We start from the raw sequence: 24,927 nt of genomic DNA, 5'->3' as shown, positions 1-24,927 counted from the left end.
ATGAATCATGCCTGGTAAAGTCAAAACGTTAAGCGAAATGTAAAAAGTGCTGTTTTAAGCATTTAAAATCATTAAAGCTGTGCTTTGGTGAGAATAAATTCTTTATATGTGAATTAAAATGCAATACCATACGCAAAAGTTAGCGATTCATTCCTGGTATGTCGCCGTGACATTGCCAGCTCAAAATGAGGTGTATATAACGCGTGCGTACCACTGAACTGGTTGATGGATTTCGTCACTCTGCCCCCTATGTCAATGCTCACAGAGGTAAAACCTTTGTGGTGATGCTTGGCGGTGAAGCTTTGGCTCAAAATCAATTTCGCGCCATCTTAAATGATGTCGCTTTGCTGCACAGTTTAGGGATAAAAGTGGTTTTGGTTTATGGCGCTAGGCCGCAAATTGATGCTGCATTAGCGAACAACGACATTGAGCCTATCTACCATGAAGGCGTGCGTATCACCGATGAAGAGTCGCTCAAAGTGATCAAACAAGTTGCGGGTGCACTGCAATTTGATATCACAGCGCGTTTATCCATGAGTTTAAGCAACACACCGATGCAAGGGGCACAAATTAACTTAGTTAGTGGCAATTTTGTCATTGCTCAGCCGCTTGGTGTGGATAACGGTATCGATTTTTGTTTAAGCGGTAGAGTGCGTCGTATCGATGTGCAAGGCTTAAAACGCCAGTTAGACAATCACTGTATTGTGCTGATGGGGCCGATTGCGGCTTCTGTTACTGGCGAGAGTTTTAATTTAACGGCTGAGGAAATTGCTACTCAGGTGGCGATCAAGCTCAAAGCTGACAAGATGATCGGTTTTAGCTCGCAAAACGGTATTCTTGATCGTAACGGCGATGTGATTGCAGAATTGATGCCTAATGATGCGCAAAACATTATGGATAAGCTGAGTGAACAAGGTTCTGCTTGCGTTGGCACTATGGCTTTCTTGAAAGCAAGCATTGATGCTTGTCGCAATGGCGTGCCACGTTGTCACTTAGTCAGCTATCTCGACGACGGTGCTTTACTGCAAGAGTTGTTCTCGCGTGAAGGCATTGGTACGCAAATAGTGACTGAGAGCGCTGAGCGCCTACGTAGTGCGTCTATCGCCGATATTGGCGGCGTACTGAACCTGATTCGTCCATTGGAGGAGCAAGGCATTCTGGTGCGTCGTAGCCGTGAGCAGCTCGAGATTGAAATCGAACAATTTATGCTGATTGAACGCGATGGTTTAGTGATTGGTTGCGCTGCGCTCTATCCTTTTGAAGAGGACAATGCGGGCGAGTTTGCTTGCCTGGTCGTGCATCCTGATTATCGCGATGCCGATAGAGGTAGTTTGCTGTTGAAAAACATCATCAATAAGGCGCGAAATCGAGGTTATTCACGTTTATTCGCGCTAACAACCCGTAGTATTCACTGGTTTTTAGAGCACGGTTTTGTGATTGAAGATGTTGAAGCGCTGCCACAAAAGAAAAAGCAGCTGTATAACTATCAACGTCGTTCAAAAATCCTCGCACTCGATCTCTAGTTTATTCTAAATCAGCCCTATTAATGCCAGCCTAGTACTCATATTAGTGCTGGCATTTTTGTTGATATAATTGGTCTTTATTGGCAAATTAAGGTTTAACCGCACAGGAGATGCTGCCGATGAGCCCCCAAGTATTCGAACTCGCCCCGTTAACCCAAACCTCTATGTTAAGTTTTATCGTCTTGCTATTAGGCTTAGCCGGTATCTTATTGATGTTGTGGTTCAAAAAAATGCCGAATATCGCCAAATCTGCCAGTTTAGGGATACTGCTTGTGATGATGGGCGGCTTTTCTTGGGTATTTTATCAATCTAGTCATGCGAAGTTAGTGTTAACTGATACTGGGCTCACATTGGATGCCCCCTTCTACAAAGTGCACCTATCGCGCGCGGATTTATTAGTTACCGAGGCGCGCATAGTCGATTTACAACAAGAGGTAGGTTTAACGCCGAGCTTTAAGGCGAACGGCATAGGTATGCCAGGGTTTCAATTGGGCTGGTTTAATCTACAGGGGAAAGGGAGATTATTTTTAGCGATAACAGATAAATCACAGTTAGTGCTAATCCCTACAACCAAAGGATATGATCTATTGCTGACGGTACCTCGAGGTGCAGAGTTAATTGCACAGCTACAAAAGTGAATCTTTTGCCGCTGTGCAAAGGGTAAATCCTTACGTTTTTTTGCGCTTGTAGGCCATATCTAAGCTGAAAATAAGTAATGCCGCCCAGATAAAAGCGAAAGTGACGCCTTTTTCTGCATCGAAGGGCTCATTAAACAGGCTTACAGCTAAGATAAACATAATACTTGGACCAATATATTGGAAAAAACCTAGCGTAGATAAAGGAATACGAACAGCTGCACCCGCAAAACACAGTAGTGGAATGGAAGTAACAATACCCGCAGCCATTAATAAAAGGTTCAATTGCCAATCGTTGGTTAGCATACTGGCTGTAGCGGTATCTGATGTAGCAACAAGATAAATCAGCGCAACGGGCAGCAGTACAGCGGTTTCAACTAATAAACCGGCCTTAGCATCCACATTGACCTTTTTTCGCAGCAGCGCATAGAAACCAAAGGTGCCTGCAAGTGCCAGTGAGACAATTGGAATAGAGCCAAAAGAGATTAATTGGATCAATACGCCTGCGCTGGCGAGTGAAACCGCAAACCATTGCAGTTTACGCAACCTTTCGCCTAGAAATAACATCCCGAGTAAGACGTTGAGTAAAGGATTGATGAAGTAACCTAGGCTGGCATCGAGCATGTGGTCGTTATTTACCGCCCAGATAAATAGCAGCCAGTTTCCCGCGATCAGTATGGAAGTAATGGTGAGAACCATCAACTGTTTAGGCTGTTTAAACAGTAAGCGTAAGCGAGAAAAACCGCCGATAAACTGCATAATGATCAGCATAAACACGAATGACCAAATCACCCGATGGAGCAAAATTTCGGTGGCGGAAACATGGTTGAGTAATTTGAAATATAAAGGCGCAAACCCCCACATACAGTAAGCACTGACTGCGAGCAGGATCCCTTTGCGGTATTCACGATCTGACATGAGACATCTTCGAAGGACAACAAGACGGCGATTGTAGGTGTGTCTGCTAGCTGACTCAAGATATTAACCGCGCTATTTTCGTTACAGAATATCTCGATAAGTCGTTAAACGGACAATGAACGTTAGTAAAACAGCTTGTTAATCAAGCTGTTTACGTTGCTGACGTTGAACGTAGTAGGCTAGGTTATTTATCTATAGTTAACGATTCCCGCCGTTAGCCCACCATATAGGTGCCGGTTCCAAAAGCAATGTGAGTACCTTGCTCGTTATGCAGCTCCATGCGACACACAGATACCCGATTGCCCGCACGGATCACGCTACCCGTGCCCGTAAAAGTGACTCCGCGGCCAGGACGTAGGTAATCGACCCGCATATCGATAGTCCCTAAGGTCTGCAGGCGTTGTTGTAATTCTTCAATGGTCCAATCTTCGCCGCTGGCGACAAGGCCGGCAAAAGCTGTCAGGCCACCAACAACATCCAAGATCGTCGCGGTCACGCCACCATGGAGAATTTGTTGGTGAATGTTACCAATTAATTCGGGTTTCATATTGACCACGACTTCGACACCATTGATGTCATAGCGTTTAATCTCTAGCCCCAGTAAATTATGAAAAGGCACATGTTTATCAAAGACGTCAGCCACTTTTTTTAATATCTCGGCTTGCATAGGGGTTGTCATTAGGATTGTCCTTGTCACGAAGTGACGGTATGAGGCTTTATTGGATTTATTATCAACGCTAATTCTATAAAAGTACGACTTAGAGCAATTAATCTACAGTGAAGCTAGCGACGAATGCAACTCTAGCCACGCAAGATAAGTTAGCCTGATAGACGATGTTACATTGGCGCAAGACAGAAACGGTTCACTGCTTTAGAATAGGCGCCCTCACTTTTGACATAGAAGATCCATGGAAACGCCTGTCCTCGAAATACACGATGATCCCCTTTCACAACGCCTTGCACAGGTGTTTGGTTACCGCAATTTTCGGGACGGTCAACGTGAAGTTATTGAGCGTGTTTGTGGTGGACAAGACTGTTTAGTTATTATGCCTACTGGTGGCGGTAAGAGTTTGTGTTACCAATTGCCGGCATTGTTGATGGATGGCATCACTATCGTCGTTTCACCCTTGATTTCTTTGATGAAAGATCAAGTTGATAGTTTATTACAAACCGGTGTAGCAGCCGCCTACCTTAACTCTTCTTTGCCACGAGAGCGTAGCGCCGAGGTACTAAAACAATTACGCCATGGCGAATTAAAACTGCTGTATGTGTCACCTGAGCGTTTGTTAAGCAGCGATTTTATTGAACGAATGCAGTCGTTGCCATTAGCCATGTTCGCGATTGATGAAGCCCATTGCATTAGCCAATGGGGACATGATTTCCGACCTGAATATGCCGCGCTCGGGCAATTAAAACAACTCTTTCCCTATGTGCCCATGATGGCGCTGACTGCAACTGCAGATCAGGCGACCCGCCAGAGTATTTGCGAGCGGCTCGGTATTGACCCTTTCCGTTTACTCTCCAGTTTTGACAGGCCCAATATTCGCTATACAGTCGCCGAAAAACTCAATGCTGCTAATCAATTACGGCATTTTCTCACTCAGCAAAATGGCACTAACGGTATTATTTATTGTAGTAGCCGTCGACGAGTCGATGAGGTGGCCGATCGCTTATGTCTGCAAGGCTTTAATGCTAAGGCCTATCATGCGGGTATGACGCAAGAAGATCGCGGCGCCGTACAAGATAGTTTTCTTAAAGATCAAATTGACATCGTCGTGGCGACGGTGGCTTTTGGTATGGGAATTAATAAATCGAACGTACGATTTGTGGTGCACTACGATATCCCTAAAAGCATCGAAGCCTATTATCAGGAAACGGGTCGTGCTGGCCGTGATGGGCTCGACGCGGAAGCGTTTATGCTGTTTGATCCTGCCGATATTGGCCGTGTGCGGCATTTAATTGAGCAAGCAGAGCCAGGGCCACAGCAACAAGTAGAATTCCATAAACTCAATACCATGGCCGCCTTTGCCGAGGCGCAAACCTGCCGTCGCCAAGTGTTGCTGCATTATTTTGATGAGAGTGCGCTCGAACCCTGTGGTAACTGCGATATTTGCCTTGACCCACCTAAACGTTATAACGGTACTGAAGATGCGCAAAAGGTGCTGTCATGTATTTTTCGTTTAGGGCAGCGTTTTGGTATTAATCATTTAATTGAGGTATTGCGGGGCTCGAAAAGCGCGCCAATAGTCGATCGCGGCCACGATAAACTCACGACTTGGGGGATTGGCAAAGATAGGAGTCATGAATATTGGCTGAGTGTTATCCGTCAATTGATCCATTTAGGATTAGCGAGTCAGGATGTGACGCGTGGATCTTCTATCACGTTAAACCCTTCAGCAAGACCAATACTGAAAGGTGAAGTGGTGTTAATGCTGGCCGAACCGCGTATTCAATTAACGACAACTAAACGTAAGGTGAGTCAATCCAAAACTCCGCTCAACTACGACCGTAAGTTATTTGCGCGGCTAAAGCTATTGCGTAGAACCATTGCCGAGCAGCAGGATGTGCCGCCATATTTAGTGTTTAACGATGCTACGCTGGCTGAAATGGCCGCCATGATGCCGACGAGTGCGGGCGAAATGCTTGCTGTAAATGGCGTTGGTGAGCGTAAATTGAGTCGTTTTGGTAACGATTTTCTTGATGAAATTGCTGCTTATTTAGCAGGAGAATAATGAATTGCGGGAGAATAATGAGATTAATTGTTCTCACCACTCTTAACTTTACCCAATTGATTGATACTGGCGCGCTTGATTAATGACTCTAACGTATCAAATTGCTGCATCGCAGCGACACCAATATTGACCTTGCTCGAGCATTGCCAAGGTTGAATGCACGCTACTAGCTGAGTAATGACTTTTTGGGCACCTTCGGTTGAGGTATGCGGTAAAACAATGACAATTTCATCCATTGAATAGCGAATTAATTTGTCTTGTTCTCGCAGTCGATGTTGTAACTCATCTTGCAATGAGGGTAAGTCCACTTGACGGATTTGACTGGCATTAAAGATCAATAAAGATAGCGGGTAATTACCTTGTTTAGCGTTATTTAATACCGATAGTATCTGCTGTACTAAAGTTTCAACAGGCTCATCACCTTCAATATGGGGGGCGCGCTTATTTTGCTTATCAATCAAATACCAAATCATTCCACCGAGTAAGAGCATTGCGATTAAAAATAGTGTGCTATAGACCCAGTCTACATTTAACTCTTGTAAGATTGAGTCCGACTCTGGCGCATGATCATTGCTAGCTAGCCCTATATTTTGTTGATTGAGGCGCGCTTTAAATTGCAATATTCGGGCATTATTCATTTCTTGATTCGCGAGTTCAGTTGCTCGATAGCGTTTAAGTAAGAAAGCATAAGCTTGTTTAAAATCATCTTGCTCTAAGTAATAGTCGCTCATGATCCCATAAAATCCTTTGAGATCGGAGTATTGATTCAGGCTTTCCCCTTGTTCAATGGCTTGATTCATGAGAATTAATGCTTCATCGTCTTGGTGTTGGGCAAAACGTATTTGTGCTAGTAGACGGTTTGAGCGCATTATCGCTAATTTTTGCTTCTGCTTTTTGAATATGTTGATGGCTATTGAAATATACTCTTCGGCATTATCAATACGGCCTTTATCGAGTGCGATGGAGGCTAAAATGGCATAGCTGTAGGCAAGTTCTAACTGTGTACCTAATTCTGGCAGCAGTGTTTTAGCTTGTATTTCGAGCTGGTCGCTGTAATCGAACTCTTGATTATCGAATGCTATTCTGGCCGCATTTAGTAAAGTGATTTGTAAGACTTTCCCTTTTGCATCTGAGCTCTGTATTCCTAGATTGGTGTAATACATGGCTTGGGGGACATCATGGGTCGCATAAAGTAAATTACCCATAGCGGCATAGATATAAGCCTGTGGTGGCCAAACCCAATTTTGGGTTTGAGTATGAATATCGGGATAAATATCGATAGCTAAACGTAAATCTTCGATAGCAGAAGAGAAATTACCTGTATCGGTGTCGAGTTGGCCACGCAAGCGTAAGGCATCGACTAAGGCTTGGGGTTGCTGGTAGCGCCTAGCTAAGGTAATGGCTGAGTCGAGTAAGGGGAGGGCATTTTGAATATTGTTGTTATTAAGATTGGCATCGGCTTGGCAAATTAAAAAGTAAGGACGGGCTTGGTCTAGCTTAAGTTGCTTAGCGCGCGCATCACCTAGTTGGGCAACGTTGATTGCCGCTTCATTTTCTCCGAGTTGTAGCAGGTTTTGACACTTCAACACGCTCAATCTGAGTTGATTGATATCTGAGTTTATATGGCTAGCTGCGAATGTTTTTTCTAAAAGAGCAAGCTGAGAAAATGCTTTGCTAGGATATTGGTAGACGAGTTCTGTCAGTTCATCTAACTGGTCTATAGCACTGGCTCCAAAGGGGAACAGCCATAAAAACAGGCTCAGTACCATGACGCGAAAATCCATTTTGTACTCCATAAAATGCGTAAGTTCTACTATCCATAATCACTAGAACGGGATTATAACTTTTCTTAAATGCTTTTTGCATAAAAAACTATTTATTTTAAGAGATATAAGTTAACACATCCATATAATTTCTTAATCCAAACAGTTGGTTAATTCTGTAAAGTTGGTCACTAATATAAGGTAAAAGCGGTAATAATTAGCTTTATATCTAACTAAACCCGTTAAACATGAAAAAATTAGGGTTGACACTATCGGCTAGGCAAGTTAAATATTAACCGTCCTCAAAAATTCAAACAGAATAAATATACAGATTAAATGAATATTATTAGCCGCAAACTCGACCTCCTCCTTCTCTCTCTCGCGGTTTATACGCGGAGGTCTTAGTGTTGCACGCTCGATAAAGAGGCAAAGCATTCACAAACCCCGCACCGATGTTGCGGGGTTTTTTGTATCTGAATACGGCAAAAGTTAAATAATGAACGGTGACGTTCCATGGAGAAGCGAGATGTCTAACAGAGTAATTATATTTGATACGACCTTACGTGATGGTGAGCAAGCGTTAGCCGCAAGCCTTTCGGTCAAAGAAAAGTTACAGATCGCTATGGCGCTGGAACGTCTGGGTGTGGATGTGATGGAGGTGGGTTTTCCAGTTTCTTCACCCGGTGATTTTGAGTCAGTGCAGACCATAGCGCGTACCATCAAAAATAGCCGCGTTTGTGCCTTATCCCGCGCATTGGAAAAGGACATAGATGCTGCGGCGCAGGCCTTGTCTGTTGCAGATCAATTCCGTATCCATACCTTTATCTCGACCTCGACGATTCACGTTGAGAGCAAGTTGAAGCGTTCTTTCGATCAAGTGTTAGAGATGGCCGTAGGCGCGGTGAAGTATGCCCGCCGTTTTACTGATGACGTGGAGTTTTCCTGTGAGGATGCGGGGCGTACGCCCATCGATAATCTATGTCGTATGGTGGAGGCCGCCATTCTTGCGGGCGCACGCACCATTAATATTCCCGATACGGTCGGTTACACAGTGCCAAGTGAGTTTGGCAATATCATTCAGACTTTGTTTAATCGGGTGCCGAATATCGACCAAGCGGTGATCTCAGTGCATTGCCATGATGACTTAGGTTTGTCAGTGGCTAACTCGATAACCGCAGTGCAACACGGTGCGCGTCAAATTGAATGTACGATCAATGGTATAGGTGAGCGTGCGGGTAACTGTTCATTGGAAGAGATCGCTATGATTTTAGCGACGCGTAAGGGCATGTTAGGGCTAGAAACTGGCATTAATGCCAAAGAAATTCACCGTACTTCTAATTTAGTCAGCCAGTTATGCAATATGCCAGTGCAGGCGAACAAGGCGATTGTCGGTGCCAATGCCTTTACCCATTCGTCGGGCATCCATCAGGATGGCATGTTAAAAGCGCAAAATACCTATGAAATTATGACGCCCGAAAGCATAGGTTTGAATCGCAACAATTTGAATATGACCTCGCGCTCGGGTCGCCATGTGATCAAGCATCGCATGGAAGAAATGGGCTATAGCGAGCACGACTACAATATGGATACTCTGTATGAAGAGTTTCTAAAATTGGCAGATAAAAAAGGCCAAGTATTTGATTATGATTTAGAAGCCTTAGCCTTTATGGAAGCACAGGCCGAAGAAGATAATCACTATCAATTGCAGCAATTAGTGGTGCAGTCTGACTCAACTGAAGGCGTAGCTACGGCGACTGTGCGTATTGAAGTGGGCGGCGAAATTAAAACCGAAGCCGCAACGGGTAATGGTCCTGTCGATGCTGCCTATAACGCGATTGCCCGCGCAACCGATCGTCGAATTGATATCATCAGCTACAAGTTAGGCGCTAAGGGCGTTGGCCAAAATGCCTTAGGCCAAGTGGATATTACCGCTGTTTACCACGAGCAAAACTTCCACGGTGTAGGTTTAGCGACCGATGTAGTAGAAGCCTCGGCGCGCGCTTTAGTGCATGTGATGAACTTAACGTGCCGCGCCGACAAGGTCGCCGATTACAAACAAAGCATGCAAAAAAATCGAGAGCTAGGCGGCGTCTAGTCGCTAAAAGCATCCAAAGAATAGCAAGGTCGAGCATAAAGCATTTACATTTAAAGGAGTTGGCTGGCGTATGAGTTATCAAATAGCAGTATTAGCAGGGGATGGGATCGGTCCTGAAGTGATGGCAGAGGCGCGTAAAGTGCTGCGTGAGGTGGAAGCGCGTTTCGATTTGAATATCGAATACACTGAATTCGATGTTGGCGGTATTGCCATTGATAACCACGGTTGCCCCTTACCCGATGCCACGCTAAAGGGCTGTGAAGCGGCCGATGCGATTCTATTTGGTTCAGTCGGTGGCCCTAAGTGGGAAAAGTTACCGCCAAATGAACAACCTGAGCGCGGTGCGCTATTGCCTCTGCGTGGTCACTTCGAACTGTTTTGTAATCTGCGCCCAGCTAAATTGCACGACGGCCTAGAGCATATGTCACCCCTGCGCAGCGATATATCTGCCCGTGGCTTTGATGTTTTATGTGTACGCGAGTTAACCGGCGGTATTTACTTTGGTAAGCCAAAGGGCCGTCAAGGCGAAGGCGAGAATGAAGAAGCCTTCGATACTATGCGTTATAGCCGCCGCGAAATTAGCCGTATCGCTCGCATCGCCTTTGAAGCCGCCCGTGGTCGCCGTAAAAAAGTCACCTCTGTGGATAAAGCCAACGTACTGGCTTGCTCAGTGTTGTGGCGCCAAGTGGTTGAAGAAGTGGCGGTAGATTTCCCCGATGTAGAGCTTGAACACATCTATATCGATAATGCGACCATGCAGTTGCTACGTCGTCCCGATGAGTTCGATGTGATGCTATGTTCTAACCTGTTTGGCGACATTTTATCCGACGAAATCGCGATGTTAACGGGCTCTATGGGCTTGTTGTCATCGGCGAGCATGAACAGCACTGGCTTTGGTTTATTTGAACCAGCGGGGGGCAGTGCGCCGGATATCGCGGGCAAAGGCATTGCAAACCCTATCGCCCAAATTCTGTCGGCGGCCTTAATGTTGCGTCACAGCTTAAAGCAAGAAGAAGCGGCGAGTGCGATTGAGCGTGCCGTAAGCAAAGCATTAAATTCTGGCTACTTAACCGGTGAGCTATTGAGCAGCGACAAGCGTAGCCAAGCTAAATCAACCGCCGAGATGGGTGACTTTATCGCCAATGCTATAAAGGAAGGTGTGTAATGACGACTGTGCCAAAAAACGTGGGTGCAAAGACGCTGTACCAAAAAGTATGGGATGCCCATATTGTTGCTTCTCCCGAGGGCGAAGCGCCGATCATTTATGTCGACAGGCATTTAGTCCATGAAGTGACTTCTCCCCAAGCATTCAGCGGCTTAAAAGTGGCGGGCCGCAAACTGCGTGCACCGGAAAAAACCTTTGCCACTATGGATCACAACACTTCGACCCGTAGCGCCAGCTTAGATGCCCTAAGCCCGATGGCACGTACTCAGGTTGAAACCCTAGCGCAAAACTGTAAAGACTTTGATGTGCGCTTATACGACATTCATCATCCTAATCAAGGGATTGTACATGTGATGGGGCCAGAGCTGGGTATTACCTTACCCGGCACTGTGATTGTCTGTGGAGATTCCCATACCGCGACCCATGGCGCCTTTGGGGCATTGGCGTTTGGCATTGGTACGTCCGAGGTTGAGCACGTTTTAGCGACGCAAACTCTGCGTCAGCTAAAAGCTAAGACCATGAAGATTGAAGTGCGTGGTCATGTTACCGATGGCGTGACCGCTAAAGATATCGTCCTCGCTATTATTGGCAAAATCGGCATGGATGGCGGCACGGGTTATGTGGTGGAGTTCTGTGGTGAGGCGATTGAAGCCCTGTCGATGGAAGGCCGCATGACAGTGTGCAACATGGCGATTGAGATGGGCGCTAAGGCGGGCATGGTCGCGCCGGATCAAACCACTTTTGACTATTTAGCAGGCCGCGAATTTGCGCCAAAGGGCGAAGATTGGGCAGAGGCTGTTGCTTACTGGCAAGCCATAAAAACCGATGATGACGCCGTGTTTGATGCTGTCGTTGAATTAGATGCCGCCGATATTGCGCCACAATTGACTTGGGGCACTAACCCCGGCCAAGTCGTAGCGATCGATGGAAAAGTGCCAAATCCTATTAATGAAGCTAACCCAAGCACCCGAGCTAGTATGGAAAAGGCTTTAGAATACATTGGCCTGCGTGCGGGTACACCGATGACCGATATCAGTATCAACAAGGTGTTTATTGGTTCTTGTACTAACTCGCGGATTGAAGATTTACGCAGCGCCGCCGTGCATGCTAAAGGCCGCAAAGTCGCGAGTGGCGTCACCGCGATTGTTGTACCTGGTTCTGGCCAAGTGAAAGCCCAAGCCGAAGCCGAAGGCTTAGATAAAATCTTTATCGAAGCCGGGTTTGAGTGGCGTTTACCGGGTTGTTCTATGTGTTTGGCGATGAACGATGACAGATTAGAAGCGGGTGATCGCTGCGCCTCGACCAGTAATCGTAACTTCGAAGGTCGCCAAGGCCGTGGCAGTCGTACCCATTTGGTGAGTCCGGCAATGGCCGCTGCCGCTGCGGTGGCTGGGCATTTTGTCGATATTCGTAAACCTTACTAATTACCGTAAACAGAGGAGAAGTTAATGCAACCTTTTACGACCCATACCGGGCTTGCGGTGATGATAGACAGCACCAATATCGATACGGATCAGATCATTCCGAAACAGTTTTTGTCTAAGGTGACGCGCGATGGTTTTGGCGTGCACTTATTTCATGATTGGCGTTATTTAGATGATGCGGGCGATGTGCCTAATCCTGAGTTTTCACTGAACCAGCCTCGTTATAAAGGTGCTTCAATTCTTTTATCGCAGGAAAACTTTGGTTGTGGTTCAAGCCGCGAACATGCGCCTTGGGCGCTGGCGGACTTCGGTTTGCGCGCCATTATTGCACCGAGTTTTGCCGACATTTTTTACGGCAACTCAATCAATAACGGCCTATTGCCTGTGGCGTTAACCCACGCGCAGGTGCGTCAGTTGATGGATGAAGTGGCGGCAGAAGAAGGTGCGCAAATCACGGTTGATCTCACAAGCTGTAAAGTGATTGCACCGTCAGGTGCTGAGTTTAGTTTTACGCTGGCAGAGTCGGCGAGACATAAGTTACTCAATGGGTTAGATGCTATTGGGCTGACCTTGTCCCATGCTGCGCAAATCAGTCAGTACGAAACTCAAATCCAAGGTTGGCGCCGCTAAACTTTCAGCGCACATTTGTACTGGTGTTGAGTCCATATTTAAGCGCCTAGGTTAATACCTAGGCGCTTTTGTTTTAAATCTCAATACTCGCTTAATTTAATTGATTGTATTTTAAAGCATAAATTTTTATTGCCGTTTTGGAACTAGAAAATTTTATTCTCAGCAGTGATTTATGCTGAATTTGTCGAGTTTAAATGATTTACAGGTGTTCCAAAGTTTTTATTTTTTATGTTATTGTTTAATATGGGTATTTACTGAATTCTTAATTTAAATCTCACGACTGTTGTGAATGATTTTTGAGCGTTTAAATGTTGGTTTTTGTTTTAATGGTGATGTGCGTCACTAAATCTGTTTTAAAGTCGTATTTCTTTAGAGTTTTTGTCTGTTTTATCTCCTTTGGTTGCAAACATCTTCTGCATAAGTAAACTGCTGCGCATTCAATATGGAGTGTTTGCTCTATTTTGCCTGAACGCCGTAGTACTCATCTAAGTAGTACAGATAACAATAATATGATTAGAGAATAACAATGCAAAAACGTCTTCTGACTTTGGCTGTCACTGCAGCCTTGTTAAGTTCAACGACTCAACTCCATGCCGCGGGTTTTCAACTTGCGGAATACTCTGCTACCGGTTTAGGTCGCGCCTTTGCGGGTGAAGCCGCTATGGCGGATAACGCTTCGGCTCAAGGTCGAAATCCTGCAATGCTCACTTATTTAGAAGGACGTCAGTTGTCCGCGGGTGGCATTTACGTTATGCCAAACGTCGATGTGACTGGTGATGTGAGCCTTAGCTCACCGTTAATTGGTCCAAATCCTGTTGTTATGAAAGGTGGCGATGCACTGGATGTGGCCGATGACGCACTCGTGCCAAATTTTTATTATTCAAATCAGCTAAATGATCAATGGACTTGGGGCCTTGCCGTTAACTCAAACTATGGCTTAGCCACTGATTTACCATCGGCCCATGCTGCTGCTATTTTTGGTAATAAGACTTCGGTAACCACAGTTGAATTTAATCCGAATATTGCTTACCGCATTAATGATGCTGTCAGCGTAGGTGCTGGTGTACGGATTGTTTATGGTGAAGGCGAAATCGGTGCTTCATTACCTGGTTGGGTTGATGGTATTAAACCTGCGCTGCCGCCTCAGGTGGCTGGCATGTTACCTGCTGGTGGCACAGAGCTGAAAAGCATGGAAGGTGATGATGTGGGTTATGGCTGGCAGTTAGGGACAAGCTGGCAGATTAATTCTATTCATCGTGTCGGTTTTGCTTACCACAGTGGCGTTAAGCTGGAGTTAGATGGCCATGCTTCTGGTGTCTTGTATACCGGAGGTCAAGATGTCTCTATTGAAGGTTATTTACCGCTTGAGTTACCAGCGTTTGCTGAAATTGCTTCCCATCACCAATTGACTGATAACTGGGCCATGCATGCGAGTGTGAACTGGACTGATTGGAGTGTATTCGATCAACTGGTGGCTTATTTTCCTGGAGATGTTAAACCTAAAGGTGATTTAGAGTCTGATTTAGTTAAAGAAGAACACTTCGAAGATAACTGGCGCTTCGCGCTGGGAACTACTTATCAAGTGAATAATGCTTGGTTAGTGCGTGCCGGTGTTGCTTTAGATCAAACGGCGGCAAATGACGAGTGGCGCACAACTACAATTCCAGACTCTGACCGTCTGTGGTTCTCTGTCGGCGCAGGTTATCAGGCAACTAAGAACCTGAACGTTGATTTTGCTGTGACTTATATTAAAGCGACTGGCGATGCGCCAATCAACGAACAGCAAAACCTATTGAACCTAGCGACTGTTAACTTTAACGGCGAAGCAAGCGGCGATGTATGGCTTGCGGGTATCCAAATGAGCTACAAGATGTAAGTTCAGTGTGTTAAAAAAAGCCCTGAATCTTCAGGGCTTTTTTATGGCTATAGCATGGTGGCGTTATCTTGTTTTACGGCTTGCTTGCTGGTCACGGCAGAAAATTGCGAATATATTCACTGCATAAGTCGGTGGATCATGTTAATTCTCGCCAGCATAAAAAGGCGGCGGAGAGTTCAGATAGGATAGTAGCGTGCAGAAAAAATACGTGGTGGCCTTAGATCAAGGCACGACCAGCTCAAGGGCGATAGTGTTCGATCACGACGCAAACATTGTCAGCGTGTCCCAGCGGGAATTTACCCAGTTGTACCCTAATCCAGGTTGGGTCGAGCATGATCCCATGGAGATTTGGGCAAGCCAAAGTTCAGTGTTAATTGAAGTATTGGCGCGTGCGGGTATTCACAGCGATGAAGTGGCCGCCATTGGCATTACCAATCAGCGGGAAACCACTGTTATATGGGAGAAGGCCACAGGTAAACCTATTTATAACGCGATAGTGTGGCAGTGCCGTCGCAGCGCTGAGATTTGTGAGCAACTCAAAGCTCAAGGGTTAGAAGAATATGTGCGTGAGAATACCGGTTTATTACTCGACCCTTATTTTTCAGGCACTAAGATCAAATGGATTCTAGATAATGTACCCAATGCCCGTGCGCAAGCCGAGCGTGGTGAGTTGTTGTTCGGCACTATCGATACTTGGCTCGTGTGGAAGTTAACCGAGGGCAAGGTGCATGTTACCGATCCCACCAATGCTGCCCGCACTCTGTTGTTCAATATCCATAGCCTGACTTGGGATAACAAGTTACTTGAAGCTTTAGACATTCCCTTGTCTATGTTGCCTGACGTTAAACCTTCCTGCAGCGTATATGGTACAACACGGATTGCTGGCGAAGGCAGTGAAATCCAAGTTGCAGGAATGGCGGGCGATCAACAGGCTGCGCTTTTTGGCCAGCTGTGTGTCGAGCCCGGCATGGCGAAGAATACCTACGGTACTGGTTGTTTTTTGTTGATGAATACAGGGACAAAAGCGGTGCGCTCAAACCATGGCTTATTGACTACAGTTGCCGTGGGGCCTAAGGGCGAAGTGAACTATGCCCTCGAAGGTTCAGTCTTTATGGGCGGCGCGACCATTCAATGGCTACGAGATGAACTGGGGCTTATTCGTGATGCCAGTGATACCGAGTACTTTGCCTCTAAGGTCGCCGATACTAATGGCGTGTATCTGGTGCCCGCTTTTGTGGGACTCGGTGCGCCCTATTGGGATCCCAATGCCCGTGGTGCGCTATTTGGTCTGACACGCGGGGCGAATCGTAATCATATTATTCGGGCAGCGTTGGAATCTATCGCTTACCAGAGTAAAGATTTACTTGATGCCATGACCAAAGACAGTGGCGTTAGCCTTAAGCGTTTGAAGGTGGATGGCGGCGCAGTCACAAATGATTTTTTAATGCAGTTTCAAGCCGACATTACTGATGTCGAAGTGCTAAGACCCAGTGTTTGTGAGACAACGGCTTTGGGCGCAGCATTTTTAGCAGGGTTGGCAGTAGGCTTTTGGGAGAGTGTGATAGAGCTTGAGCATAAGGCTTGTATCGATAAACAGTTTATCCCCAATATTGACGTAGAGACTCGGGCGCGTTTATATGCTGGTTGGCAGGACGCAGTCGCCAGAACTCGTAGTTAACGCATGTTTTATACTTCTATATCAATAATGTGCTGGTTAGATGGTTTTTGAATCTCAGCGGCATCGTCTGTTATTTCAAGCAAAGCACCTTCTTTTAATACTGTAGGTGTATCCGATGCGCGGCGCTGTCTATTCTTATTACGATTAGACTCTTTTCGCCGTTCTCTAACCTTAGTATTGCGGCCTTCTAATGTGGGAGGTAATTGTGATTGCGGACTTTCGTGGCTATCTGGGGTGCTTGCTGTAGCACTACTCACCTGGTCAACGACCCGTTTGGGGTTTAACACCGCTTTGACTGGCTGTGCCAGCATGGCATAAATGCTATCTAATCCACTCATAACGCCTCCTTGTTATTGCACCTCTTAATATGGTATCGGCTGAAGTCGGTCAATATTTAGACTATACGCCGTTTAACTTTTTAAGGCGAATGGGCGAGCTATTAGGTAGCTAGTGCGGGTATAAGGTGAATGTATAGGGATAAAGTGGTTCTTTTGGTGGATTTTACGTGGGATTTTTGATCTTTCTCGCAATCGCGACATTAATATTCAGCCCTTAGTAAAAAGATGGACGTCTTTATTTGGAATAAAAATTTAGATTTTTATGCTGATTTCAACTCTTTTTTGACTGTCGAATAAGGATGAACGTAAGTTTGTTTTGTTGCGTTTTTGAGTTTGACGTTATTTCTCGACCCGTAAAATCCCACAAATACAGAAATAATTCCCCATTTTTTTCATCGCAAGCACCTGAAAGCAAAAGGTTGCTGAATATTTCAGCGCTATTTATTTCTGTTGTTTCCTCTGTTTAGCCAATCACCAGTGGTTTTTATTGTCAAAAGTTTGTCGCTAGGTTAAGTGCTCAACATGCGGCTAACCCGCTTGCCGACTGGATTTATAAAAGGATCCCATCCCTTGACAATGCTTGTCGACTGTCCCTAAACTTAGCAGTTGTGGGAAATAGTGGATATTTGTGGATCAAAAACCAAAGGATAGGATGAATTAGCGTGTTTCGTGGAGCCAGTGCTATCAGCTTAGATACAAAGGGACGGATCGCTATTCCAGTGCGATACCGCGAACCTTTGCAGCTTGAGCACCAAGGCCGTATCGTGATTACCGTTGACCTCCAATCCGCTTGTTTACTCTTGTATCCAATCCATGAATGGGAATTAATCGAAGCTAAGTTGTTAAAGCTTTCCGATACCGATAAAACCCAGAGATCGTTAAAACGTCTGTTGCTTGGTTACGCCCACGAAGTGGAGCTCGACGGTAATGGGCGCATATTACTGCCGCCACCGCTAAGGCAATATGCCAACTTAGATAAGCGCATCATGCTGGTGGGGCAATTGAATAAATTTGAGCTGTGGGATGAGCAAGCTTGGCTGCAGCAAATTGATGAGTGTCAGGAAACGATTCGAAGTGAGGAGCTTGCCAATAACGAGCGCCTTGCGGATTTTTCACTTTAACGAGTCGTGCTAACTAAATAAGAAGAGAGTAATGAGTCAAGAATTTGCCCATTTATCCGTACTGCTTGCAGAAACGGTTGGCGGTTTAAACATCAAAGACGATGGCATCTATATCGATGGTACGTTCGGCCGCGGTGGTCATTCAAGACAGGTATTACAACATCTTGGCGAAAATGGCCGATTGATCGCAATCGATCGCGATCCCCAAGCGATCGAAGCGGCAAAACAATTTAGCGATGATCCACGCTTTCAAATCGTGCATGGTGGTTTTGGGCAATTAGCCGATTATGTCGAAGAACTTGGGCTTGTGGGCAAAATTGATGGCGTATTACTCGATTTAGGTGTGTCTTCACCGCAACTTGACGATGCCGAACGTGGTTTTAGTTTTATGCGCGATGGACCACTTGATATGCGTATGGACAATAGCCAAGGCCAAACGGCTGCACAGTGGCTCGCTCGCGCAGAAATTGAGGATATGGCTTGGGTATTTAAAACCTATGGTGAAGAGAAAAATGCTCGTCATATCGCCCGTTGTATTGCTGCCGACCGCGAGAAAACCCCGTTTTTACGCACTAAAGATTTAGCCGATCTGATCGCACGTATCACCAAAAATAAAGAGCGTAATAAGCATCCTGCGACTCGTGTATTTCAGGCCATTCGTATTTATATCAACAGTGAATTAGACCAAATTGAGCAAGCGCTTGAGGGGGCAGTTAATGTTCTTGCTCCTCAAGGACGTTTGTCGGTTATCAGTTTTCATTCTTTAGAAGACCGTCTCGTTAAGCGCTTTATTCGTCGTCATAGTCAAGGCGAACAAGTGCCATATGGCTTGCCTATCACTGAAGAACAAATCAATAAATCGCGTAAATTACGTGCCGTGGGCAAAGCGATTATGCCATCCGATGAAGAAATCGAACGCAATGCCAGAGCACGTAGCTCAGTGCTACGCATTGCCGAGCGTTTAGATTACTAAGGGGCACACAGTGAGTAAGCCCTCTATTAATCTGCCACAAATCGTATTGCACGATTTATGGCTGCACAAATGGATCTTGTTATTAGCGCTACTCGTGCTCTGCAATGCGGTCGCTGTTGTCTATGGTAGTCATACGACTCGTCAACTAACGACCCAGTGGGATCAACTACTGCAGGAGCGCGACAGATTAGATATTGAGTGGCGCAATTTATTATTAGAAGAGCAATCGCAGACCGAACATAGTCGAATTACGCGTTTTGCGTCAAAGGAACTCAACATGAGTCGTCCATTACCCAGCGAAGAAGTTGTGGTGAAGGTGCCGTGAGTATAGGGAAGATATGACTAGGCAAGCGAAAATCAAACGGGTAAGCAAACCGCAAAAACCACAACAGATCCATTGGCGTTTATACGTTGTGGTGGGGTTTGTGTGTGCATTATTTTGCAGCCTAGTGGGACGCGCGGCCTACATTCAAATTATCGAGCCTGATAAATTACGCCATGAAAGCGATATGCGAACCTTACGGACCACAAGTCGTGAGGTACAGCGTGGCTTAATCACCGATCGCAATGGCGATATGCTAGCGGTAAGTGTGCCTGTACGTGCTGTCTGGGCAGATCCTAAACAAGTCAATGATAGCAACGGCTTTGCGGATATGCGCCGTTGGCAAGCTTTAGCTGATGTGCTGCACGAGCCTATTGAAGATGTCCTCGACCGTGTGCGCAGTAATCCTACTAAGCGCTTTACCTACTTGAAACGCCAAATTACTCCCGCAGTGGCAGATTACATTACTCAACTTAAGTTGCCCGGTGTATTTCTAAAGTCTGAATCCCGTCGTTATTATCCTGGTGGTGAAATAACCGCTCAGCTTATTGGCATCACTAACATCGATGATGTGGGAATTGAAGGTGTTGAAAATGCTTATAACAGCTGGTTAACGGGTACGCCATCTAAACAGAAAGTACGTAAATCACGCGATGGCCATGTGGTTGAACGTCTTGATATTATACAAGAAGGCGAAAGCCCTAACGATCTCGTGCTGAGTATCGATCATAGGATCCAACAATTAGCCTATCGCGAATTAAAACGCACCACTGAGATGAACCAAGCTACTTCGGGTTCGATTGTCGTCCTCGATGTTCACACCGGCGAAGTTTTGGCTATGGTGAATACGCCTTCATACAATCCTAATGCGCGCGACAATCTGCAAACTTTCAGAATGCGTAACCGTGCTATGACAGATACCTTTGAGCCGGGTTCGACCATTAAGCCATTTGTGGTTGCCGCAGCGCTTGAAGCTGGCACAGTTAAATCGACCGATATTATTGCCACTTCACCGGGTTGGATGCGTTTAGGTGGCCGCCAAGTGCGCGACCCTGCAAACTACGGTGACATGAGCTTGGCGCGTATTTTGGCTAAATCCAGTAACGTCGGTATCAGTAAGTTGGCCTTATCTATTCCGGTACAACAGTTACTCGGTACGTATCAATCCATGGGTCTGGGCAGTTTTTCAGGTATTAATCTCACGGGCGAAAGCGCGGGCTTGATTCAAGATCGCCATCGTTGGTCAGACTTTGAGCGCGCAACCCTCTCTTTTGGTTACGGCTTAACGGCCACCACGCTGCAACTTGCACGTATGTATGCCACCTTGGGCAATGGTGGCACCTTATATCCTGTTTCAATAATGAAACTGAAAAAGCCACCCGTAGGCGAGCAAGTGATTTCACCAAGTGTGGCTCACGATGTGATGCAGATGTTGGTGGGAGTGACTGAAAAAGGCGGCACAGGTACTTTAGCGCATATTGATGGATACCCTGTCGCAGGTAAGTCTGGCACAAGTCGTAAGGCGGTTGCTGGTGGTTATGGTGATGATTATGTTGCTTTATTTGCGGGTGTTGCTCCTGCGAATAATCCTAGATTAGCGATAGTGGTGGTAGTGAATGAGCCTAAGGGCGATCTCTATTATGGTGGTTCAGTGGCGGGGCCTGCATTTGCCAAAGTCATGTCTGGCGCACTGCAAATGTTAAACGTTGAACCCATTACCGATAAAGAACAAGTGCAATTGGCGGGAATCGCCGCTGGGAGAGCAGAATGATGTTATTACGGGATCTGCTCGCGCCTTGGCTGCATTATGCCGGCGCGCAGTCCTTCAATAATCTGACCTTAGATAGCCGCGCAATACGTCGCGGCGATGTGTTTTTGGCGCTGCCAGGACATAAGGTCGATGGCAGACAGTTTATTGAAAAAGCCTTAGATTTAGGTGCCGCAGGCGTATTAGTTCACACGGATGATGCTGACCAACATGGCAAAGTGTTGCACAGCGATAACGCCGAGCACTCTGTGCAGATTTATTTCTTTCAGTTAAGTCGCCAGGTATCGGCAATTGCTGCCCAGCGTTATCCCTTAGCGCACAAGTCTGCCGTTATGCCATCCCTTGGGGTTATCGGTATTACTGGAACTAACGGTAAAACCTCTACGAGTCAACTCATTGCACAACTGGTGACTTCATTGGGGCGCAAAGCCGCCGTCATGGGCACCCTTGGCAATGGTCTCTGGGGGGAGCTTGTTGATAGTGGTAACACCACAGCCGATGCGATCACCTTAATGCGTCAGTTGCATGAGTTTGAAGCCCAAGACGCGAGTGTCTGCGCCATGGAAGTGTCGAGCCACGGCTTAGTGCAAGGCCGCGTGGATGCGGTGCCATTCGATGTTGCCGTATTCACTAATCTGACGCGCGATCACCTCGATTACCACGGTGACATGGAAAGCTATGCCGCCGCTAAACAAAGCCTATTTCGTTTCAGCACTTTAGGTCACGGTTTATTGAATCTCGACGATGCAGTTGGCGCGTCTTGGTTGACTGAGCTTAAGCCTGCGCCTGCGCAGATTTGGGGTTTTAGCATTGAAGGTCATCAAGCCGCGGCTTTTTATACCAAAAATGCCAAGTTTGACGATCAAGGTGTCAGTGCAACCTTAGTATGGCCCGAGGGCGAGACTCAAATCCACTCGCCACTTCTTGGTGCCTTTAATCTCTCTAATTTACTCGCGGCGTTATCGGCCTTGTATCTGCAAGGTTTTGATATGAAAGCGTTAGCCGAGCAAGTGCAATACCTAACGCCTGTCGCAGGTCGTATGGAGCGTTTCACTACAGCGGGTAACATCACCTTAGTGGTTGATTATGCCCATACACCCGATGCGATCGAACAAGCGTTAAACGCGCTACGTCGCCATTGTGCCGGTGATTTATGGTGCGTGTTTGGTTGTGGCGGCGACCGTGATAAGGGCAAGCGTCCTTTGATGGGCCAAGCTGCAGAACAGTTTGCTGACCGCATTATGGTGACGAGCGACAATGCGCGCAGTGAAGACCCAGCGCAAATTATTACCGATATTATCCAAGGGCTAACCCATCCTCAGCAGGCATTGACTCAGGTTGACCGTATCGCAGCAATTAAAGAGGTTGTGGCATTGGCTAAACCTGGCGATGTGATCTTGCTTGCTGGCAAAGGCCACGAAACTTACCAAGAGGCGGCAGGTGTGCGTCATGACTATGATGAACGCGCTCTGGCACGCCAGTTAACGGAGCAATCAAGATGATCCCTCTTTCTCTCGAGGCCCTAAGTCAACACTTAGGTACGCATCGAGTCGGTGACGACGTCACCATCGAAGATTTAAGCAGTGATAGCCGCAAAATTGGCGCTGCAACCCTGTTTGTTGCCTTAAAGGGTGAACGCTTTGACGGCCATGATTTTGCAGCTACCGCTATTGAGAACGGCGTCGCGGCGTTAATGGTTGAGCGTGAGTTAGCTTTTGATATCCCGCAGCTCATTGTGCCCGATTGTCAAAAAGCCATGGGCGCGATAGGGGCTTATGTCCGTGACCAAATTAATCCGATTTGCGTGGCGTTAACTGGCTCAAACGGCAAAACCAGTGTGAAGGAAATGATCGCGACCATTCTGTCGGCTAAGCATCAAATCCTCTATACCGCTGGCAACTTTAATAATGAGATTGGCGTGCCGCTCACTTTGCTGCGTTTAACGCCAGCGGATGAGTTTGGGATATTCGAGCTCGGCGCTAACCATAAGGGTGAAATTGATTACACCTCAGGACTCGTACGTCCGAACGTGGCGCTGGTGAATAACGTCGGCAGTGCTCATTTAGAAGGTTTTGGATCGCAAGCGGGCGTCGCGCAGGCCAAGTCAGAAATATTTAATCACTTACAAGCCGATGGCACCGCCATTATTAACGCCGATGATGCTTTCGCCGATGTGATGAGCGTAAAAGCCAGAAAATATAAGCAGTTGAGTTTCTCCCAGCAAGATGGTGCGGCTAAACGGCATATCGATGTGATTGCAACAGGTCATAAAGCCAATGCTGAGGGCTGTTATCGTTTTATGCTTAATTACTCAGGTGAATCTTGCCAAGTGGTGCTTCCGCTGGCCGGACGTCATCAGGTGAGTAATGCACTTGCTGCAGCAAGTGTCTGTATTGCATTGGGATTAAGTTTGGTAGAAATATCAGAAGGCTTAAGCCAGTTAACGCCTGTAAAGGGTCGAATGCAGCCAAGCCAATTAGGCCGAGTTCGTCTAATCGATGATAGTTATAACGCAAACCCTGTCTCTGTGGGTGCTGCGATTGCTTGGCTAAAGGAAATTTCTGAAAATCGCTGTTTGGTACTGGGAGATTTGGGCGAATTAGGCGACAATGCGCCCCTTTTGCACGCAGAGTTGGGGCAACTGGCCAAACAACAGGGGATTGATGCCTTGTTTTGTACCGGAACCTTAAGTCAGCACACGAGCCAAGCTTTCGGTGCGGAGCACTATGACAGCGTGGCAACGTTAGTCGAAAAACTCATAAAACATATCAACCAGTTGCCGGGACAGGTAACGGTTCTCGTTAAAGGTTCACGTAGCGCCGCCATGGAGCGGGTTGTGGATGACCTAAAAATAGCCTTTGGGCGTGGGGAGTTAGTGTAGATGCTAGTATATCTGGCGGAGTATTTAACCCGTTTTTACACTGGGTTTAACGTGTTTTCCTATGTAACATTTCGAGCCATTTTAGGTTTATTAACCGCATTGATTTTTAGTCTATGGTGGGGGCCAAAAATGATCGAGCGTCTGCAATTACTGCAGATTGGTCAAATCGTGCGTAACGATGGTCCGGAATCTCACTTTAGTAAGCGTGGCACGCCGACAATGGGGGGGTTACTGATCTTAGCGGCAATCTTCATCAGCGTATTATTGTGGGGTGATTTAGATAGTCGCTATGTTTGGGTGATGTTGTTTGTGCTCGGCAGTTTTGGTTTGATAGGCTTTATCGATGACTATCGTAAAGTGGTACGTAAAGACACTAAAGGTTTGATCGCGCGTTGGAAGTACATTCTGCAATCTTTAGCCGCACTACTCGTGGCTTTTTTCCTGTACGCCACAGCGGCAAACCCAGGTGAAACCCAGCTAGTCGTGCCTTTTTTTAAAGACGTGATGCCACAACTGGGCGGCGTGTTTATCGTATTGGCGTACTTTACCATTGTTGGTTCAAGCAATGCAGTGAACTTGACTGACGGCCTAGACGGTTTGGCGATTATGCCGACAGTGATGGTGGCTGCGGCGTTTGCCTTGATTGCTTATCTATCGGGTCATGCACAGTTTGCGAATTACTTACATATTCCACACTTGCCCGGTTCTGGTGAATTAGTGATTGTCTGTACTGCGATTGTTGGTGCTGGCTTAGGATTTTTGTGGTTTAACACTTATCCTGCGCAAGTCTTTATGGGTGATGTGGGTTCACTATCTTTAGGCGCTGCACTTGGCACTATCGCAGTGCTTGTTCGTCAAGAGATTCTATTAGTGATCATGGGCGGCGTATTTGTAATGGAAACTCTGTCGGTGATCCTACAAGTGGGTTCGTACAAGTTACGTGGTCAGCGTATTTTCCGTATGGCGCCAATACATCATCACTATGAATTAAAGGGCTGGCCTGAACCGCGAGTCATTGTACGCTTTTGGATTATCTCGATATTTCTCGTTTTACTTGGCTTAGCCACGTTGAAGTTAAGGTAACA

20 protein-coding genes are annotated in these 24,927 nt (G+C 46.4%); 16 read left to right on the top strand and 4 right to left on the bottom strand.

Annotated features, from left to right (window positions below; genetic code table 11):
* Positions 1–203: 203 nt before the first annotated feature.
* Entirely contained in the window at positions 204–1,523 is a 1,320-nt protein-coding gene (gene argA, locus ACRN9H_RS06080; protein ID WP_432312897.1) for an amino-acid N-acetyltransferase, read from the top strand.
* 119 nt (positions 1,524–1,642) lie between these two features.
* Positions 1,643–2,161, top strand: a complete 519-nt coding sequence (locus ACRN9H_RS06075; protein ID WP_432312896.1) for a PH domain-containing protein — start codon at positions 1,643–1,645, stop codon at positions 2,159–2,161.
* A 30-nt stretch (positions 2,162–2,191) separates the two neighbouring features.
* Here the strand turns inward: ACRN9H_RS06075 and rarD are convergent, their stop codons facing one another.
* Together rarD and ACRN9H_RS06065 are read right to left on the bottom strand one after the other, a co-directional pair.
* Positions 2,192–3,076: an EamA family transporter RarD gene (gene rarD, locus ACRN9H_RS06070; protein ID WP_432312895.1), complete on the bottom strand. Its 885-nt coding sequence runs from the start codon at positions 3,074–3,076 to the stop codon at positions 2,192–2,194.
* Positions 3,077–3,290: 214 nt separating this feature from the next.
* A complete protein-coding gene (locus ACRN9H_RS06065) occupies positions 3,291–3,755 on the bottom strand; it encodes a thioesterase family protein (RefSeq protein ID WP_432312894.1) in 465 nt (154 codons plus the stop codon).
* 229 nt (positions 3,756–3,984) lie between these two features.
* On the opposite strand from ACRN9H_RS06065, the gene recQ reads away from it, so the two are divergent.
* Positions 3,985–5,808 (top strand): DNA helicase RecQ, encoded by a 1,824-nt coding sequence (gene recQ, locus ACRN9H_RS06060; RefSeq protein ID WP_432312893.1) that lies wholly within the window; start codon positions 3,985–3,987, stop codon positions 5,806–5,808.
* A gap of 23 nt (positions 5,809–5,831) precedes the next feature.
* Here the strand turns inward: recQ and ACRN9H_RS06055 are convergent, their stop codons facing one another.
* Positions 5,832–7,592, bottom strand: a complete 1,761-nt coding sequence (locus ACRN9H_RS06055; RefSeq protein WP_432312891.1) for a diguanylate cyclase domain-containing protein — start codon at positions 7,590–7,592, stop codon at positions 5,832–5,834.
* 505 nt (positions 7,593–8,097) lie between these two features.
* Here ACRN9H_RS06055 and leuA point away from each other — a divergent pair.
* The 6 genes from leuA (at position 8,098) to glpK (ending at position 16,439) form a co-directional block, all read left to right on the top strand.
* The gene (leuA, locus tag ACRN9H_RS06050) at positions 8,098–9,666 is read left to right on the top strand and encodes a 2-isopropylmalate synthase (protein ID WP_011787768.1); all 1,569 of its coding nucleotides are present in this window, start codon (positions 8,098–8,100) and stop codon (positions 9,664–9,666) included.
* Between the two features lie 70 nt (positions 9,667–9,736).
* Entirely contained in the window at positions 9,737–10,831 is a 1,095-nt protein-coding gene (gene leuB / locus ACRN9H_RS06045; RefSeq protein ID WP_432312889.1) for a 3-isopropylmalate dehydrogenase, read from the top strand.
* Positions 10,831–12,255 carry a 3-isopropylmalate dehydratase large subunit gene (gene leuC, locus ACRN9H_RS06040; protein ID WP_432312887.1) on the top strand — a complete coding sequence of 475 codons (1,425 nt, stop codon included), beginning with the start codon at positions 10,831–10,833 and terminating at the stop codon, positions 12,253–12,255. Before leuB ends, leuC begins: the two co-directional genes overlap by 1 nt.
* Before the next feature lie 24 nt (positions 12,256–12,279).
* Positions 12,280–12,885: a 3-isopropylmalate dehydratase small subunit gene (leuD, locus tag ACRN9H_RS06035; RefSeq protein WP_105251184.1), complete on the top strand. Its 606-nt coding sequence runs from the start codon at positions 12,280–12,282 to the stop codon at positions 12,883–12,885.
* Positions 12,886–13,411: 526 nt separating this feature from the next.
* Entirely contained in the window at positions 13,412–14,761 is a 1,350-nt protein-coding gene (locus tag ACRN9H_RS06030) for an outer membrane protein transport protein (protein WP_432312885.1), read from the top strand.
* A gap of 193 nt (positions 14,762–14,954) precedes the next feature.
* Complete coding sequence (gene glpK, locus ACRN9H_RS06025; RefSeq protein ID WP_432312883.1) at positions 14,955–16,439, top strand: glycerol kinase GlpK; 1,485 nt, start codon at positions 14,955–14,957, stop codon at positions 16,437–16,439.
* 8 nt (positions 16,440–16,447) lie between these two features.
* On the opposite strand, the gene ACRN9H_RS06020 is transcribed toward glpK, so the two are convergent.
* Positions 16,448–16,777, bottom strand: coding sequence for a hypothetical protein (locus ACRN9H_RS06020; RefSeq protein WP_432312881.1), 330 nt, complete (start codon positions 16,775–16,777; stop codon positions 16,448–16,450).
* 662 nt (positions 16,778–17,439) lie between these two features.
* On the opposite strand from ACRN9H_RS06020, the gene mraZ reads away from it, so the two are divergent.
* The 7 genes from mraZ to mraY are packed head-to-tail and all read left to right on the top strand — an operon-like array spanning position 17,440 to position 24,925.
* On the top strand, positions 17,440–17,898 hold the full coding sequence (mraZ, locus tag ACRN9H_RS06015) for a division/cell wall cluster transcriptional repressor MraZ (protein ID WP_263190404.1): 459 nt from the start codon (positions 17,440–17,442) through the stop codon (positions 17,896–17,898).
* 31 nt (positions 17,899–17,929) lie between these two features.
* On the top strand, positions 17,930–18,871 hold the full coding sequence (gene rsmH / locus ACRN9H_RS06010; protein ID WP_432312879.1) for a 16S rRNA (cytosine(1402)-N(4))-methyltransferase RsmH: 942 nt from the start codon (positions 17,930–17,932) through the stop codon (positions 18,869–18,871).
* A gap of 10 nt (positions 18,872–18,881) precedes the next feature.
* The gene (ftsL, locus tag ACRN9H_RS06005; protein ID WP_220773665.1) at positions 18,882–19,196 is read left to right on the top strand and encodes a cell division protein FtsL; all 315 of its coding nucleotides are present in this window, start codon (positions 18,882–18,884) and stop codon (positions 19,194–19,196) included.
* A gap of 13 nt (positions 19,197–19,209) precedes the next feature.
* Positions 19,210–20,964 (top strand): peptidoglycan D,D-transpeptidase FtsI family protein, encoded by a 1,755-nt coding sequence (locus ACRN9H_RS06000; protein WP_220773664.1) that lies wholly within the window; start codon positions 19,210–19,212, stop codon positions 20,962–20,964.
* The gene (gene murE / locus ACRN9H_RS05995; RefSeq protein WP_432312877.1) at positions 20,961–22,463 is read left to right on the top strand and encodes a UDP-N-acetylmuramoyl-L-alanyl-D-glutamate--2,6-diaminopimelate ligase; all 1,503 of its coding nucleotides are present in this window, start codon (positions 20,961–20,963) and stop codon (positions 22,461–22,463) included. The genes ACRN9H_RS06000 and murE overlap by 4 nt, the downstream gene beginning before the upstream one ends.
* A complete protein-coding gene (locus tag ACRN9H_RS05990) occupies positions 22,460–23,842 on the top strand; it encodes a UDP-N-acetylmuramoyl-tripeptide--D-alanyl-D-alanine ligase (RefSeq protein WP_432312875.1) in 1,383 nt (460 codons plus the stop codon). Before murE ends, ACRN9H_RS05990 begins: the two co-directional genes overlap by 4 nt.
* Positions 23,843–24,925 (top strand): phospho-N-acetylmuramoyl-pentapeptide-transferase, encoded by a 1,083-nt coding sequence (mraY, locus tag ACRN9H_RS05985; RefSeq protein WP_220773661.1) that lies wholly within the window; start codon positions 23,843–23,845, stop codon positions 24,923–24,925.
* Positions 24,926–24,927 lie beyond the last annotated feature (2 nt).

It is taken from the genome of Shewanella sp. MF08487 (genome assembly GCF_050848685.1).
Taxonomy (GTDB): Bacteria; Pseudomonadota; Gammaproteobacteria; order Enterobacterales; family Shewanellaceae; genus Shewanella; species Shewanella glacialipiscicola.
The sequence above is the reverse complement of the archived record's forward strand: the minus strand, read 5'-3'. Positions and strand labels throughout refer to the sequence as shown.